The organism is Stenotrophomonas sp. (genome assembly GCF_032061965.1).
Classification (GTDB): Bacteria; Pseudomonadota; Gammaproteobacteria; order Xanthomonadales; family Xanthomonadaceae; genus Stenotrophomonas.
On the sequence record NZ_DAMBEF010000011.1, the window covers coordinates 113,429 to 126,707 of the forward strand.

The following is a 13,279-nucleotide window of genomic DNA, read 5'->3' on the forward strand; positions in this document are numbered from 1 at the left end:
ATTGCGTGCACTGCAGTCGGCTTGCGATCTGGCAGACCTGGCCCCTCTCCCGTTTACGGGAGAGGGGTTGGGGTGAGGGCAGCTTTTTGCTTGTGCCGTTGACCTTGCTGGCGTTTCAGCTTCGAGAAGCCAAAGCCCCCTCATCCGCCCCCGTCTCCACGGGGGCAGGCTCCTCGGGCACCTTCTCGTGCCCACGGCAGAAGGAAGGCTCCAGCCATTTCTACAAGTCGAAAGCGCCAAGTAGCGCGCACTCTCAACGCTTCCCGCTTTGCTCCACCTGCGCCGCCTCAATCACCGGCACGAAGGTCAGCACCGCGCCATCCTCAGCCCGCAGCATCCAGCCCTTGCCTTGCGGGCTGGGGGTGAACGCCACGGTCTGGCCCTGCACGAAATTCGATGCCGGGTTGTCCTCACGCTGCGGCCAATGCAGCGTGGCGGTATTGGCTGCGTTCTGCGTATCAGCCAGCAACACGCTGCGACCGCCATCGGCGTCATGGGTGATCGATTCGACCTGCATGTCCGGCAAGATGCCGGTGCTGATGCGAAGGGCTTGGTCTTGCTTGCTGGAAGGGGACGACACATCCGCCGCGGCGGTGGCACCGCCGGCAGCACCGAACAAAGCAGCGGAGACGCGCATCGTCGCCGTATCGGATACAACCAAGGTGCTGGGCTCGGTCCCGTTGAACGGGTCCTGGGCATGTACGGGCGAAATCATCAGCAGACAGCCGAGGGCCGCGGCGCAGGCCAATAGCGGCAATGGCCGCGCAACGACGGTCACCCGCGTGGATGCCTTCGCAATCACAGCGTGCGTGTCCTGCTTTCATCCACCGCTTCGATGGTTGGCACGAACGCCAGCGCCGCGCCCTCGGGGTTGCGCAGCATCCAACCGGCGCCCTGCGGGCTGGCCTGGAAGGCGATCTTGCTGCCCACGCTGAAGCCGGCCGCCGGATCATCCTCGCGCTTGGGCCACTGCAGGGTGGCGTGGTTTTCCGGGTTGGTCGGGTCTTCCAGGACCACGCGGCGGCCGCCGTCTTCTGCGGTGCCGACGGACTTGACCTCCAGGTCCGGCAGCGGACCGGCGCTGATGCGGCGCTTTTCTTCGCGGCGTTCCTTGGATTCCTTGGACATGTCCGCTGCGCCGCGTACGCCGGCGGCGGACAGGAAGATCGGCCCCGACACGACCATCACCACGCTGGAGCCGGTGATCAGCACCGACGCCTGCGAACCGTTGACATTGAAGCCATCAGCGCGTGCTTGGCTGGGTGCCAGGCCCAGGGTGGCGACGATGGCAAAGGCGAGGGCGCTGCTCTTGATCAGATGTTTCATGGGGTGGACTCCTGTCGCTGTACGGGGGAAGGCGTGCCGGTCATGGCCGGCACCGGCGTTTGATGTGCTACCGACAATTCGCGCTCCAGCGCGCCGCTGCGGTGCAGGAAATCGAAGACCGATTCCACCGTCACCACCGAGTAGTTGCCGGAGATGCGCTCACTGGCCGGGTGGTCGGTAACCGCCACGTTGTCGGCAAAGAAACGTGCGCCCAAGCGCTTGCCGATGCCGATATGCATGCGCGTGGGCGCATAGCTTTTCTGCTTCAGCCAGGCCAGCGCGCTGCTGCGGTCAGCCAGGGCCGGCTCACCGGCGGCCTGTGCCATCGCCGCGGCGGTGACTTCCAGGATCCACTGGTTGGAGTTCTGGTACTCGGTGCTGCCGGGGTAGGCCAGCATGCTGTAGCGCGGCTCATGCAGGGCACGCGCGCTGGGGGCATCGCCACTGAGCAACGTCTTCAAAGCGGCGCGCACCGCGGGGGTGGGGATGCCCACGCGCAGATCGGTGGTGATCGAGCTTTCGCCGACCAGATTCACCAGCCCTTCGCGGAACAGGTCCGAGTTGTCGGTCTTGCAGCGGTTGAGCAGGTGCACCACATCCCAGCTGCCGCTGTCATTGCGGACCAGGAAGGCCAGATGGCTATGGCGCAGACCGTACTTGCTCAGGTCCTGGCCACCACGCGCGGCAATGGCCACATCCACATCAGGCAGGGCATTGAGCGTATCGGCGGTGACGGCAGCCATGTCGAACATGGCGGCAATGGTGGTGGGCGGCGGATAACGCGGGCTGCAGGCCTCTTGCGCGAACGCCGGTGCGGTGAGCGTGACCAGTGCCAGGGCGGTGGCCAGCGAAAATAATGTGCGGGGTTTCATCGGCGCGCATCCTTGCATGGTGATTGCAAAATATTTGTTAGGGCGGGGTCGGGAGCGGAGGAGGGCGGAGGAGAGGTGCGGGACGACGAGAGTGGTTCCGCTTTGCATGCCGTCATTCCCGCGCAGGCGGGAATCGCACCTGCCGTTGATTGTCGCCGTCATTCCCGCGCAGGCGGGAGTCGCTCTTGCCGTTGATTGTCGCCGTCACCCCCGCGCAGGCAGGAGTCGCTCTTGCTGTTGATGGTTGCCGTCATTCCCGCGCAGGCGGGAATCGCTCCTGCCGTTGATTGTGCTTTCGCCTTCATCAGGGTATGCAGATGTGGGGTTGGAGCCAGGAGCCAAGAGCCAAGAGCGATTCCCGCCTGCGCGGGAATGACGGCTCAAGGGCGGAGCCAAAGCCAAAGCCAAAGCCAAAGCCAAAGCCAAAGCCCTTCGGTCTCCCTCCCGACCTACAACCCCAACCGGGCCCTGACCTCATCGGCAATCCGCACGGTCTCCCGCAGTGGCTCTACCAGCGTTGCCGCATCGGTATCCAGCGCCTGCAGCCCCGCCGACAAACGCCCGCGCTCGCGCAAGGCCCGCTGGAACTGCGCCATCCGTCCCTGTGCACGCGCGCCCAGCAATACGCCCACTGGCACGCGGGTGGCGCAGGCCTCGGAAAGCAGGTTCACCGAATCGGGGGTGCAGACGATGCGGTCGGCCCAACCCAACAGGCCGGCATAGGGATTGGAGCCATCGCCGCCATCGCTCCAGATCACCCCCGGCACGTCGTCAAACGCCGCCAGCAGGGCCTGGGTTACTGCTTTGGGGGTTCGCCGCGAGGTGGTAGCCAGGACGCTGCCGCCCTCGCTGCGGATGCGCGCAGCCAGTTGCTGGAACAGCGGCTGGATGTCGGCCTCCTGCCACGGGGCATGTTCTGTAGGGCCGCCGACCAGCAGCGCGGTGCGTGGGCCCGGCAACTGCTCGAAACTGGAGAACGCCGCGCGCCCCCAGGCCAGCCAGTCATCACTGACCGGGTTCAGGCTGCCCAGCAGGGTCAGTACATTGCCGCCGCGCAAACGGTCGTGTTCGGGCACCACCAGCAGGTCCCAATGGCGGGGATTGATGCGCGGATCCAGGACCTGCACCGTGCGGGTGCCGCGCTGGCCCAATACCCGCAAGGCCGTTGCCGCTTGGCGGCCACAGCCGATCGCCAGCTCTGGCGCATTGCCGGCCAGACGCTGGAAAACCTCGCCAAAACCGCCCGCTGCACCCGGCAACAGGCGCGGCGAGAGCCAGCGCCACGGCGCCTGAGGCTGCAGTTGCAGGCGCTGTTGGCCGCCCAGACGCAGTGCCGACGCCAAGGCCACGGCCTGGCGCACATTGCCGGCGCGGCCGTCAGTGATCGTCCAGGGAAGCATCGATCGTTTCGCGTATGGCATTAATTCGTTTCAATAAGGCGTGGTGTTGCAACAGTCGGGGCGCTCTACACTGCGGGCTCAGATCGGCCATGCCATTGTCCGGGGGATTCCGGAGTAATGCCATTCAGACCGTAGCCAATTCACCACGGAGTTTCCATGTCCGACATCTTCAACGATGCCGCGCTTGACCAGCTGTTCCGCACCGCCCGTACGCAGAATGCCTTCCAGGACCGCCCGGTCGAGGACAGCCAGCTGCGTGCGTTGTACGACCTGCTGAAGTGGGCACCCACCGCCGCCAATGCCAGCCCGGCGCGGTTTGTCTTCGTCAAATCGGCCGACGCCAAGCAGAAGCTTGCCCCGGCCCTGTCCGAGGGCAACCTGGCCAAGACGATGGCGGCGCCGGTTACCGCGATTATTGGTTTTGACCAGGATTTCCACGAAAAGCTGCCGTACCTGTTCCCGCATACCGACGCCAAGTCCTGGTTTGATGGCCCGCGTGAAGGCCGCCACGAAGCCGCATTCCGCAACGGCACCCTGCAGGGCGCCTACTTGATCCTGGCCGCGCGCGCGCTGGGCCTGGATGCCGGCCCGATGTCAGGTTTCGATGCGGCCAAGGTGGACGAAGCCTTCTTTGCCGGCACTGCCATCAAGACCAATTTCCTGGTCAACCTCGGCTACGGCGACCCGTCTGGCGTGTTCCCGCGCCTGCCGCGCCTGTCCTTTGACGAAGCAGCACGCATTGTCTGACCGTTGCACCGGCGGCTTCTGTCACAGCGACTGAAGCCTTGCCTGTTGAAACTGCCTCCATCCAGCTTTTCCACTTTCAGGAGTTTTCCCATGTCCAATCTTTCCAAGCTGCTGCTCCCGCTGGCCCTTGCCGCTGCCATCACCGCCTGCTCCAAGCCGGCCGACAACGCCGCACCGGCTGCTGCCCCGGCTGAAACCGCTGCTGCGCCGGCCGATGCTGCTGCCGCCGCCCCGGCTGCCCCGGAAGCGGCTGCCATCCAGGTTGCCGCTGGCACCTACAAGCTCGACCCGAGCCACACCGACGTGCTGGTGCAGTGGAACCACATGGGTTTTTCCAACCCGACCGCGCACTTCGGCAACGCCGACGGCACCCTGGTGTATGACGCCGCCGACGTGAGCAAGTCGACCGTTGAAGTGACCCTGCCGCTGTCGGGCCTGAACAGCTTCACCGCCAAGTTCGACGAGCACCTGCGCAGCGCCGATTTCTTCGACGCCGCCAAGTTCCCGACCGCCACCTTCAAGAGCACCAAGGTGGAAGCAGCCGGCACCAACAAGCTGACCGTGACCGGCGACCTGACCGTCAAGGGCGTGACCAAGCCGGTGGTGCTGGATGTGACCGTGAACGGCGCTGGCGAGCACCCGATGATGAAGGTGCCGTCGGTGGGCTTTGATGCCACCACCACCATCAAGCGCAGCGATTTCGGCGTGGGTGCTTATGCCCCGGCCGTGAGCGACGACGTCAAGATCCGCATCACCACCGAAGCTTCGGTGCCGAAGGCTGAGGACGCCAAGGCGCAGTAATTCGCCGCTTGGTGTTGCTGAGAACGACAAAGGCCCGCCATTGGCGGGCCTTTGTTTTTGGGTTGGGCTTTGGGTATACGTTGAAGCTAAAGCTAAAGCTACCCCTCTCCCCTGCCCCTCTCCCGCAAGGGGAGAGGGGAAAGCAAGGCAGGGCAACGCAATGCGAGGCAGGGCATAGCGGTCCCAAGCCGCAATGCATCCGTCATGGGCAACATCAACGGCCACGTCCCCTCTCCTGCATGCGGGAGAGGGGGAGGGGTGAGGGCAGGCTTCCAAGCCCCAACCCTCAGCAATCACTCACACCGTACGGCGGTAATCACATTCCCCGCATCCAGATACACGCGCAGACGATCCTGGCGGATATCGCGCGAGACAATCGTGGTCGGAGTGATCGGATTGACCAGTCCAGCGCCGCTGTCCTTGGCCAGCTTGCGCATCGTCGCCTCATCACCGGCCTTGCCAACCGCCCACTGCAGATCAGCATCGGTGCAACGGCCATCGCCGGATACCACCGGCCCTGGCGCGGTCAGGCACCCGCCCAATGCAAGTGCCAACAGCGAACAGGCAGGCAGGCGCAGTGCGCGCAGATGAGAGGGAATAGCAGGCATGGTGATCATCACGTGTGCGGCCGGACATGGCTGCAATCAGCATAGCAGCGCGTGCGCAGGCATCCTGCTCTTGCCGGGACTGCCAACTGCGTCCAGATCAAAAAATGAATGGCTGCTAGGATCAATCCGATTGCATCAACTGAATTGATAGAGCCAAGGAGGCTCTTACGATGAAGTCAGCCCAGCGATCCCTTATCGCAGCCTGCGCCACCGTTCTCATTGGCATGTTTGGCGCACCGCAGGACGCAGATGCCTGCACCCGCTTCGTCTACCACGGCGCGGGCAACGAAGTGTTCACCGGCCGCTCGATGGACTACAAGATCGATACCGGTACCCACCTGTGGATGTTCCCGCGTGGCATGCAGCGCAATGGCGAGACCGGTGCCGATACGCTGGAGTGGACCTCGCGTTATGGCAGTGTCATCGCCAGCGCCTACGATATTGCCACCACCGACGGCATGAACGAAGCCGGCCTGGTTGCAAACCTGCTGTGGCTGGCCGAGTCCGAATACCCCGAACGCAACAGCGGCAAGCCCGGCCTGAGCATCTCCGCGTGGACGCAGTACATGCTGGACAACTTCGCCAGCGTGGACGAAGCGGTCAAAGCCTTGGCCGATGAGCCATTTACCCTGGTCAGCGACGCCCCGCCGGGCGAGCAGCGCCTGGCCACGTTGCACCTGTCCCTGTCAGATGCCAGCGGCGACAGTGCCATCATCGAATACATCAAGGGCAAGCAGGTCATCCATCACAGCCGCCACTACAAGGTGATGACCAACTCGCCGATCTTCGAAGAGCAGCTGGCTCTTGAAAGTTACTGGCGCGAGATTGGCGGCACGGTGATGTTGCCCGGAACCAACCGCGCGGCGGACCGCTTTGCCCGCGCAGCGTTCTATATCGACGCCATTCCCAAGTCGACCGACCCGGTGGAATCTACCGCCAGCGTATTCGGCGTGATCCGCAACGTGTCGGTGCCGTACGGCATCACCACCCCGGACCAGCCCAACATCTCGTCCACCCGCTGGCGCACGGTGTCCGACCAATCGCGCCTGCGCTACTACTTCGAATCAGCGTTGGCGACCAACGTGTTCTGGGTGGACTTGAAGAAGATCGACTTCAGCGAGAACGGCGGCAAGGTCAAGCGCCTGGACCTGGGTGCGCAGCAGCGCACCATCTATTCGGGTGAAGCCAACGCCCAGTTCAAGGAAACCAAGCCGTTCCGTTTCCTCGGCGTGTGATGCATAACCTGCGTGTCCGGCTTGCCGGCACGCATCCTCTGGAGCTGCAATGAATACCCGATCCCACTTCAAGCGGCAGTGCTTGCCGCTGCTGCTTGCAATGGGCGGCTTTCCGCTTGCCCATGCGCAGGGCAACGACCTCGACGACAGCTGGCGCTTCCAGGCCACGCCATATGTGTGGATGAGCGGGATGGAAGGGCAGGTGCGCCCGTTCCGCGCTGCCCCCATGGTCGATGTGGACAAGTCGTTTTCCGAGCTGATGGACAGCCTTGACGCGGCCGCGTTCATCACTGGCACCGCGCGTCGCGGCGACTTTGTACTGCAGGCCGATGTCACCCATGCATCGACGTCGGATTCGACCCCGCTGCCGATGGGCCTGGCCGCCAGCGTGAAAGTGCGACAGACCTCGGTGACCGCGACGGCGGGTTACGCCTGGATGGCCACCGAGCGCACTGGCGTCGATCTGTTGGCCGGTGTCCGTTATTGGGACATCCGCGCCGCGCTGGATGTGCCGGGTCTGGTATCGGCGCGTTCGGACTCTTCGTTCGTGGACCCGATTGCCGCTGTGCGCTGGCGGCAGGCCCTGACGCCGCAGTGGACCAGCATTGTCTATGTAGATGCAGGTGGTTTTGGTGTGGGCTCGGACGCTACCTGGCAGCTGTTGGCGTTGGCCAACTATCGGGCGACCGACAAATTGTTCGTATCGATGGGCTACCGCCACCAGAGCCTGGATTACCGCGACAACGGCAAGCGCCTGGATGTATCCCTGTCCGGCCCGATGCTGGGTGTGACCTATCAGTTCGGCGCAACGCGCTAACGCCCAAAATCTGAACGCCCCTCTTCCTCCGGGAGAGGGGTGAGGGCAAGGCCCAGGCCCAGGAGGGCTAGCTTCTGACCGTGTAGAGCCGAGCCATGCTCGGCTGGGGCCTTACCGGGAAAGCGTCTGCCGAGCATGGCTCGGCACTGCTCGAAGCAAAACCAACCCCCTCCCAGCCTCCCCCTTGGCTTCGCCAAAGGGGAGGGGCAAAGGCTCGCCCCCGCCGTCGCACGCAGCGCAGTCGCTTAGCCCCCTCCCTTTCGCGTAGCGAAGGGGAGGGCTGGGGAGGGGTAGCTTTTGACCCGGTAGAGCCGAGCCATGCTCGGCTGGGGCCTTGCCGGGAAAGCGTCTGCCGAGCATGGCTCGGCACTACTCAAAACCAACCCCCTCCCAACCTCCCCTTGGCGACACCAAAGGGGAGGGGCAAAGCCTGGCTCCGCTATCGCACGCGGCGCAGTTGCGTCGCCCCCTCCCTTTCGCGCAGCGAAGGGGAGGGCTGGGGAGGGGTAGCTTTTGACCGGGTAGAGCCGAGCCATGCTCGGCTGGGGCCTTACCGGGAAAGCGTCTGCCGAGCATGGCTCGGCACTACTCGAAGCAAAACCAATCCCCTCCCAACCTCCCCTTTGCTTACGCCACAGGGGAGGGGCAAAGCGAATCACTCCACCTCGTTCGGATCCGCCTTCCAATACCCGGTGGCGCGTATCCAATCCTTCGGCACCTGCAGATGCCCTTCGACAAACTTGCGCATCATCCGCGCACGCTTGGACTCGGTGGCAATCCAGTAGTGCGTATCGCCATCGGGCTGCTCGAAGTCCACCAGCGCGTCTTCCAACAAGGTGCTGCTGGCCGCATCAAAACCATTGCGCTCGAACCACGACACCGTCACCTGCGCCGCACTTTCCAGCGGCTGCCGATCGCCTTCCTCCGGAATCTCGATGAAGACCTCGGCCACCGCATGCTCCGACAATTCTTCCAAGCGCCGGGCAATCGCCGGCAGCGCCGTTTCATCGCCAATCAGCACATAGGCGTCGAAATCATCGGCAATGACTTTCGAACCGCGCGGGCCGGCCACCACCAGTTCATCACCTTCCTTGGCATTGGCCGCCCAACTCGTTGCCGGGCCATCGCCGTGCAATACGAAATCCAGCACCAGCTCGCCAGCGTCGGCATCGTAATGACGCGGGGTGTAGTCACGTGCGGGCGAGGGCTGCTTGCCTTCCGGGTAGCGCGGGCCCTGCTCGGTCAGTTCGGGCAGCACGAAAGCGCCCTCACCATTGGGGAAAAACAGCTTGACGTGGTCGTCCGCGGAACGGCTGTCAAAGCCTTCCAGGGCATCGCCGCCCACCACCACGCGCTGCATGTTGGGGGTGAGGCGTTCAACGCGCCGTACCTGCAGCTGGCGGAAGCGCGGGGTGAGACGGATCAGTTGGGTTTCATGCGTAGGCATCGGCAATCCTGGGCTGCGGGAAATGGTTTGTCCGGGGCGATGCGCGCCCCGGGCCGTATCAATGGAAGTGATCGCGCCTGTCAGGCGGGGTCCTGCTGCGGGTCGAGCCGCGCAACCGTGTCGGCGAGGATCTGGGTGACGCGGACGATTTCCTCCTCGGTCCAGCTTTCCTGGCGGCTGAGGATGGCGTCGCGCACTTGTTCCATCGTCTCGCGTACCTGCGCGGGGATGGCGGCCTTGCGGATGCGGCGTGCGCTGTCGCGGGTGCGCTGCTGGGCATCGTCGATGGCCTCGCGGTCGGCATCGGCCTGGGCGCGGCCGGCATCGGTGATGGCGTAACGCTTGCGGCCGTTCTCCTGGTCGGCGGCGATCAGCTCCATGTCTTCCAGCAGGGACAAGGTGGGGTAGACCACGCCGGGGCTGGGCACGTAAGCGCCGTCAAACAATTCACCGATCAACTGGATCAGCTCGTAACCATGGCGCGGCTGCTGCTCGATCAGCGCCAGCAGCAACAGGCGCAGGTCGCCGCGGCCCAGCGGCCGGCGCGAGCCGCCGTCGCCACCGCGTCCGCCCCGACCACCGCCGCCACGATGCCCGGGGTGACCGCCGCGACCGTGGGCGCCGCGTTCACCGCGCCCGCCTTCCAGCGGATGGCCATGGCGGCCGGGACGGCCTTCGTGGCCTTCGGCGCTGCCACGGATGCGGCCGTGATGGTGGTGATGCCCACGGCGGTGCGGGGCGTGGCCCTCGGCTGCCGGCTCGGCGCCACCGTGGTGGGGGCGATGGCCGTGCGGGCGCTCTGAGGGAGGGAGATGCTGCGGGAGAGAGTAGAAGTTCTTCATGTCGTTTTAGATATATCGATTTGTGGTGACGAAAAGATATATCTAAAACTCGCGAATTGCCAACGCCAGCCCCCGCCATGATGCCGACCGTTCAGTTTCGGCAACGAGCCGGGCATGGGTAGCCGCCAAGCCTTCCGTCGTCACCCAGTCATGCGCATGCGCCACCCTGTCACTCGGCTGCTGACACGGTGTGTCCCGTCATGTCTGCATCGCCCTGAAAAGCCTGTCGCACATGTCTTGCGGACACTGGCTTTTAAGCCTCCATACGTATGCGTAGCCGGCTTGGGAGGGGGCCGGGTGCGTTACACTTCAGGGATTCAAAACAACGACAAGCGCGCGCGTGCGTGCAGTAACTGGGAGCGCTAATGAACTGGTTGAACGAGATGCTTAACAACGACACGAACCCCCTGGAAACCCAGGAGTGGATCGAGTCGTTGAAGGCCGTTATCGATGTCGAGGGCCCCGAGCGCGCGCATCAGTTGCTGGAAGGCATGGTTGAACTGACCCGTCGCTCGGGTGCATTCCTGCCGTTCTCGCCTACTACCGAATACGTCAACACCATCGAGCCGCAGCTGGAAGCCAAGAGCCCCGGCAATGCGGAACTGGAATGGCGCATCCGCTCCATCATCCGTTGGAACGCGATGGCCACCGTGGTGCGCGCCAACCGCAAGCCGGGCGACCTGGGCGGCCACATCGCCTCGTTCGCATCGGGCGCAACGCTCTATGACGTGGGCTTCAACCACTTCTGGCGCGCGCCCAGCGACAACCATCCGGGCGACCTGCTGTTCATCCAGGGCCACAGCGCCCCGGGTATCTATGCGCGTTCCTTCCTGGAAGGCCGCATCAGCGAGCAGCAGTTGGACAAGTTCCGCATGGAAGTAGACGGCGGCGGTCTGTCGTCCTACCCGCACCCGTGGCTGATGCCCGATTACTGGCAGACCCCGACCGTGTCGATGGGCCTGGGCCCGCTGGCCGCCATCTACCAGGCGCAGTTCCTGCGTTACCTGGAAAACCGCGGCCTGATCGAGAAGAGCGACCGCAAGGTGTGGTGCTTCATTGGCGACGGCGAGTCGGACGAGCCGGAAACCCTGGGCGCCATCGCCCTGGCCGGCCGCGAAGGCCTGGACAACCTGATCTTCGTGGTCAACTGCAACCTGCAGCGCCTTGATGGCCCGGTGCGCGGCAACGGCAAGATCATCCAGGAACTGGAAGGCGTGTTCCGTGGCGGCGGCTGGAACGTGATCAAGCTGCTGTGGGGCGGTTACTGGGATGCCCTGCTGGCCAAGGACACCAACGGCGTCCTGAAGAAGCTGATGATGGAAACCGTCGACGGCGAATACCAGAACTGCAAGGCCTTCGGCGGCGCGTATACGCGTGAGCATTTCTTCGGCAAGTACCCGGAGACCGCAGCGATGGTCGCCGGCTTGTCCGACGACGACATCTGGCGCCTGAACCGTGGCGGCCACGACCCGCACAAGGTGTACGCCGCCTACCACCAGGCCGTGAACACCAAGGGCATGCCGACCGTGATCCTGGCCAAGACGGTCAAGGGCTACGGCATGGGCAGCGCTGGCGAAGCGCTCAACCCCACCCACCAGACCAAGAAGCTGGACGACGAATCGGTCAAGCACTTCCGCGACCGCTTCAACATTCCGGTTACCGACGAGCAGCTCAAGGACGGCCAGGTGCCGTTCTACCACCCGGGCCCGGATTCGCCGGAAGTGAAGTACCTGCAGGAGCGTCGCGCTTCGCTGGGTGGCTACCTGCCGCAGCGTCGCCAGAAGGCCGACAAGTCCTTCGTCGCACCGAAGCTGGAAACCTACGAGCGCCTGCTCAAGGAATCCGGCGAGCGCACCTATTCCACCACCATGGCCTTCGTGCAGACGCTGAACATCAGCCTGCGTGACAAGGAGCTGGGCCCGCGCCTGGTGCCGATCGTCGCCGACGAAGCGCGCACCTTTGGTATGGAAGGCCTGTTCCGCCAGATCGGCATCTACGCCCCGTACGGCCAGAAGTACAAGCCGGTCGACGCCGACCAGCTCATGTACTACCGCGAAGACCAGAGCGGCCAGGTGCTGCAGCAGGGCATCAGCGAGCCGGGTGCCATGTCCTCGTGGATGGCGGCCGGTACCAGCTACTCGGTCAGCAACGTGCCGATGCTGCCGTTCTACATTTACTACTCGATGTTCGGCTTCCAGCGCATTGGCGACATTGCCTGGCAGGCAGCGGACATGCGTACCCGCGGCTTCCTGCTCGGCGGCACCGCCGGCCGCACCACGCTGAACGGTGAAGGCCTGCAGCACGAAGATGGCTTCAGCCACATCGTTGCTGGCGGCATTCCGAACGTGCGCAGCTACGACCCGACCTTCGGTTTCGAAGTAACCGTCATCCTCCAGCACGGCACCAAGGCCATGATGGAAGACCAGATCGACGAGTACTACTACATCACTCTGATGAACGAGAACTACGCCCACCCGGCCATGCCGGAAGGCGCAGCCGAAGGCATCATCAAGGGCATGTACCTGCTCACCGACGCCGGCAAGCCGAAGAAGGGCGAGCTGCGCGTGCAGCTGCTGGGCAGCGGCACCATCCTGCGCGAGGCCATTGCAGCGGCCGAACTGCTGGACAAGGATTTCGGCGTCACCGCCGACATCTGGAGCTGCCCGAGCTTCAACGAACTGCGTCGCGATGGTTTCGACGCCGAGCGCTGGAACCGCCTGCACCCGGAAGCCGAAGCCCGCAAGCCCTACGTCACCCAGCTGCTGGAAGGCCGCCAGGGCCCGGTCATCGCCGCAACCGACTACGTGCGCGCCTACACCGACCAGATCCGCGCCTTCGTGCCGGCAACGTACTCGGTATTGGGCACGGACGGCTTCGGTCGCTCGGATACCCGCGCCAACCTGCGTCGCTTCTTCGAGGTTGACCGTTATTACATCGCGCATGCGGCCATTGCGGCGCTTGCCAAGGATGGGAAGATGACGGCTAAGGATGTTGCCCGGGCTATCAAGCAGTATGGGATTGATCCGGAGAAGGCTAATCCTGTTGGGGTTTGATCGAATAGCATGTTTGAAAGTTGGGGCGGCCATTGGCCGCCCTTTCTTTTTTTTCAAAAATGTTGGTGCGTAGCGCTGTAATGACCCACCGCTTTCTGCTCAGGTCACGCGGTTAATGTAGCGGCATAGAC

The 13,279-nt window shown here is 64.1% G+C and carries 12 protein-coding genes; 5 read left to right on the plus strand and 7 right to left on the minus strand.

Features of this window, described 5'->3' with window-relative positions:
* Positions 1-253: 253 nt before the first annotated feature.
* The 4 genes from RT460_RS08165 to RT460_RS08180 form a co-directional block, all read right to left on the minus strand.
* Positions 254-715 (minus strand): hypothetical protein, encoded by a 462-nt coding sequence (locus RT460_RS08165; protein ID WP_313318307.1) that lies wholly within the window; start codon positions 713-715, stop codon positions 254-256.
* Positions 716-798: 83 nt separating this feature from the next.
* Complete coding sequence (locus RT460_RS08170; protein ID WP_313318308.1) at positions 799-1,326, minus strand: hypothetical protein; 528 nt, start codon at positions 1,324-1,326, stop codon at positions 799-801.
* Positions 1,323-2,198 (minus strand): DUF2145 domain-containing protein, encoded by an 876-nt coding sequence (locus RT460_RS08175; RefSeq protein WP_313318309.1) that lies wholly within the window; start codon positions 2,196-2,198, stop codon positions 1,323-1,325. The genes RT460_RS08170 and RT460_RS08175 overlap by 4 nt, the downstream gene beginning before the upstream one ends.
* Before the next feature lie 449 nt (positions 2,199-2,647).
* Complete coding sequence (locus tag RT460_RS08180; RefSeq protein ID WP_313318310.1) at positions 2,648-3,619, minus strand: mitochondrial fission ELM1 family protein; 972 nt, start codon at positions 3,617-3,619, stop codon at positions 2,648-2,650.
* A 135-nt stretch (positions 3,620-3,754) separates the two neighbouring features.
* On the opposite strand from RT460_RS08180, the gene RT460_RS08185 reads away from it, so the two are divergent.
* Together RT460_RS08185 and RT460_RS08190 are read left to right on the plus strand one after the other, a co-directional pair.
* Positions 3,755-4,345: a malonic semialdehyde reductase gene (locus RT460_RS08185; RefSeq protein ID WP_313318311.1), complete on the plus strand. Its 591-nt coding sequence runs from the start codon at positions 3,755-3,757 to the stop codon at positions 4,343-4,345.
* A gap of 90 nt (positions 4,346-4,435) precedes the next feature.
* The gene (locus RT460_RS08190) at positions 4,436-5,146 is read left to right on the plus strand and encodes a YceI family protein (protein WP_313318313.1); all 711 of its coding nucleotides are present in this window, start codon (positions 4,436-4,438) and stop codon (positions 5,144-5,146) included.
* A 293-nt stretch (positions 5,147-5,439) separates the two neighbouring features.
* Here the strand turns inward: RT460_RS08190 and RT460_RS08195 are convergent, their stop codons facing one another.
* Complete coding sequence (locus tag RT460_RS08195; RefSeq protein ID WP_313318314.1) at positions 5,440-5,754, minus strand: hypothetical protein; 315 nt, start codon at positions 5,752-5,754, stop codon at positions 5,440-5,442.
* Positions 5,755-5,978: 224 nt separating this feature from the next.
* On the opposite strand from RT460_RS08195, the gene RT460_RS08200 reads away from it, so the two are divergent.
* Together RT460_RS08200 and RT460_RS08205 are read left to right on the plus strand one after the other, a co-directional pair.
* Positions 5,979-6,989 carry a linear amide C-N hydrolase gene (locus RT460_RS08200; RefSeq protein WP_313318327.1) on the plus strand — a complete coding sequence of 337 codons (1,011 nt, stop codon included), beginning with the start codon at positions 5,979-5,981 and terminating at the stop codon, positions 6,987-6,989.
* Between the two features lie 49 nt (positions 6,990-7,038).
* On the plus strand, positions 7,039-7,806 hold the full coding sequence (locus RT460_RS08205; RefSeq protein WP_313318315.1) for a hypothetical protein: 768 nt from the start codon (positions 7,039-7,041) through the stop codon (positions 7,804-7,806).
* A gap of 655 nt (positions 7,807-8,461) precedes the next feature.
* Here the strand turns inward: RT460_RS08205 and RT460_RS08210 are convergent.
* Both RT460_RS08210 and RT460_RS08215 read right to left on the minus strand, forming a co-directional pair.
* Positions 8,462-9,253 (minus strand): siderophore-interacting protein, encoded by a 792-nt coding sequence (locus RT460_RS08210; RefSeq protein WP_313318317.1) that lies wholly within the window; start codon positions 9,251-9,253, stop codon positions 8,462-8,464.
* A gap of 80 nt (positions 9,254-9,333) precedes the next feature.
* Positions 9,334-10,095: a PadR family transcriptional regulator gene (locus RT460_RS08215; RefSeq protein ID WP_313318318.1), complete on the minus strand. Its 762-nt coding sequence runs from the start codon at positions 10,093-10,095 to the stop codon at positions 9,334-9,336.
* Positions 10,096-10,460: 365 nt separating this feature from the next.
* Between RT460_RS08215 and aceE the strand changes: the two genes are divergently transcribed.
* Entirely contained in the window at positions 10,461-13,148 is a 2,688-nt protein-coding gene (aceE, locus tag RT460_RS08220) for a pyruvate dehydrogenase (acetyl-transferring), homodimeric type (protein WP_313318319.1), read from the plus strand.
* Positions 13,149-13,279 lie beyond the last annotated feature (131 nt).

Excerpts from the sequence above, each read along its gene's own strand:
- RT460_RS08175 (WP_313318309.1), bottom strand. The coding sequence starts at position 2,198 with ATGAAACCCCGCACATTATTTTCGCTGGCCACCGCCCTGGCACTGGTC.
- RT460_RS08210 (WP_313318317.1), bottom strand. The coding sequence starts at position 9,253 with ATGCCTACGCATGAAACCCAACTGATCCGTCTCACCCCGCGCTTCCGC.
- RT460_RS08185 (WP_313318311.1), top strand. The coding sequence starts at position 3,755 with ATGTCCGACATCTTCAACGATGCCGCGCTTGACCAGCTGTTCCGCACC.
- RT460_RS08205 (WP_313318315.1), top strand. The coding sequence starts at position 7,039 with ATGAATACCCGATCCCACTTCAAGCGGCAGTGCTTGCCGCTGCTGCTT.
- RT460_RS08180 (WP_313318310.1), bottom strand. The coding sequence starts at position 3,619 with ATGCCATACGCGAAACGATCGATGCTTCCCTGGACGATCACTGACGGC.
- aceE (WP_313318319.1), top strand. The coding sequence starts at position 10,461 with ATGAACTGGTTGAACGAGATGCTTAACAACGACACGAACCCCCTGGAA.
- RT460_RS08195 (WP_313318314.1), bottom strand. The coding sequence starts at position 5,754 with ATGCCTGCTATTCCCTCTCATCTGCGCGCACTGCGCCTGCCTGCCTGT.
- RT460_RS08170 (WP_313318308.1), bottom strand. The coding sequence starts at position 1,326 with ATGAAACATCTGATCAAGAGCAGCGCCCTCGCCTTTGCCATCGTCGCC.
- RT460_RS08190 (WP_313318313.1), top strand. The coding sequence starts at position 4,436 with ATGTCCAATCTTTCCAAGCTGCTGCTCCCGCTGGCCCTTGCCGCTGCC.
- RT460_RS08200 (WP_313318327.1), top strand. The coding sequence starts at position 5,979 with ATGTTTGGCGCACCGCAGGACGCAGATGCCTGCACCCGCTTCGTCTAC.
- RT460_RS08165 (WP_313318307.1), bottom strand. The coding sequence starts at position 715 with ATGATTTCGCCCGTACATGCCCAGGACCCGTTCAACGGGACCGAGCCC.
- RT460_RS08215 (WP_313318318.1), bottom strand. The coding sequence starts at position 10,095 with ATGAAGAACTTCTACTCTCTCCCGCAGCATCTCCCTCCCTCAGAGCGC.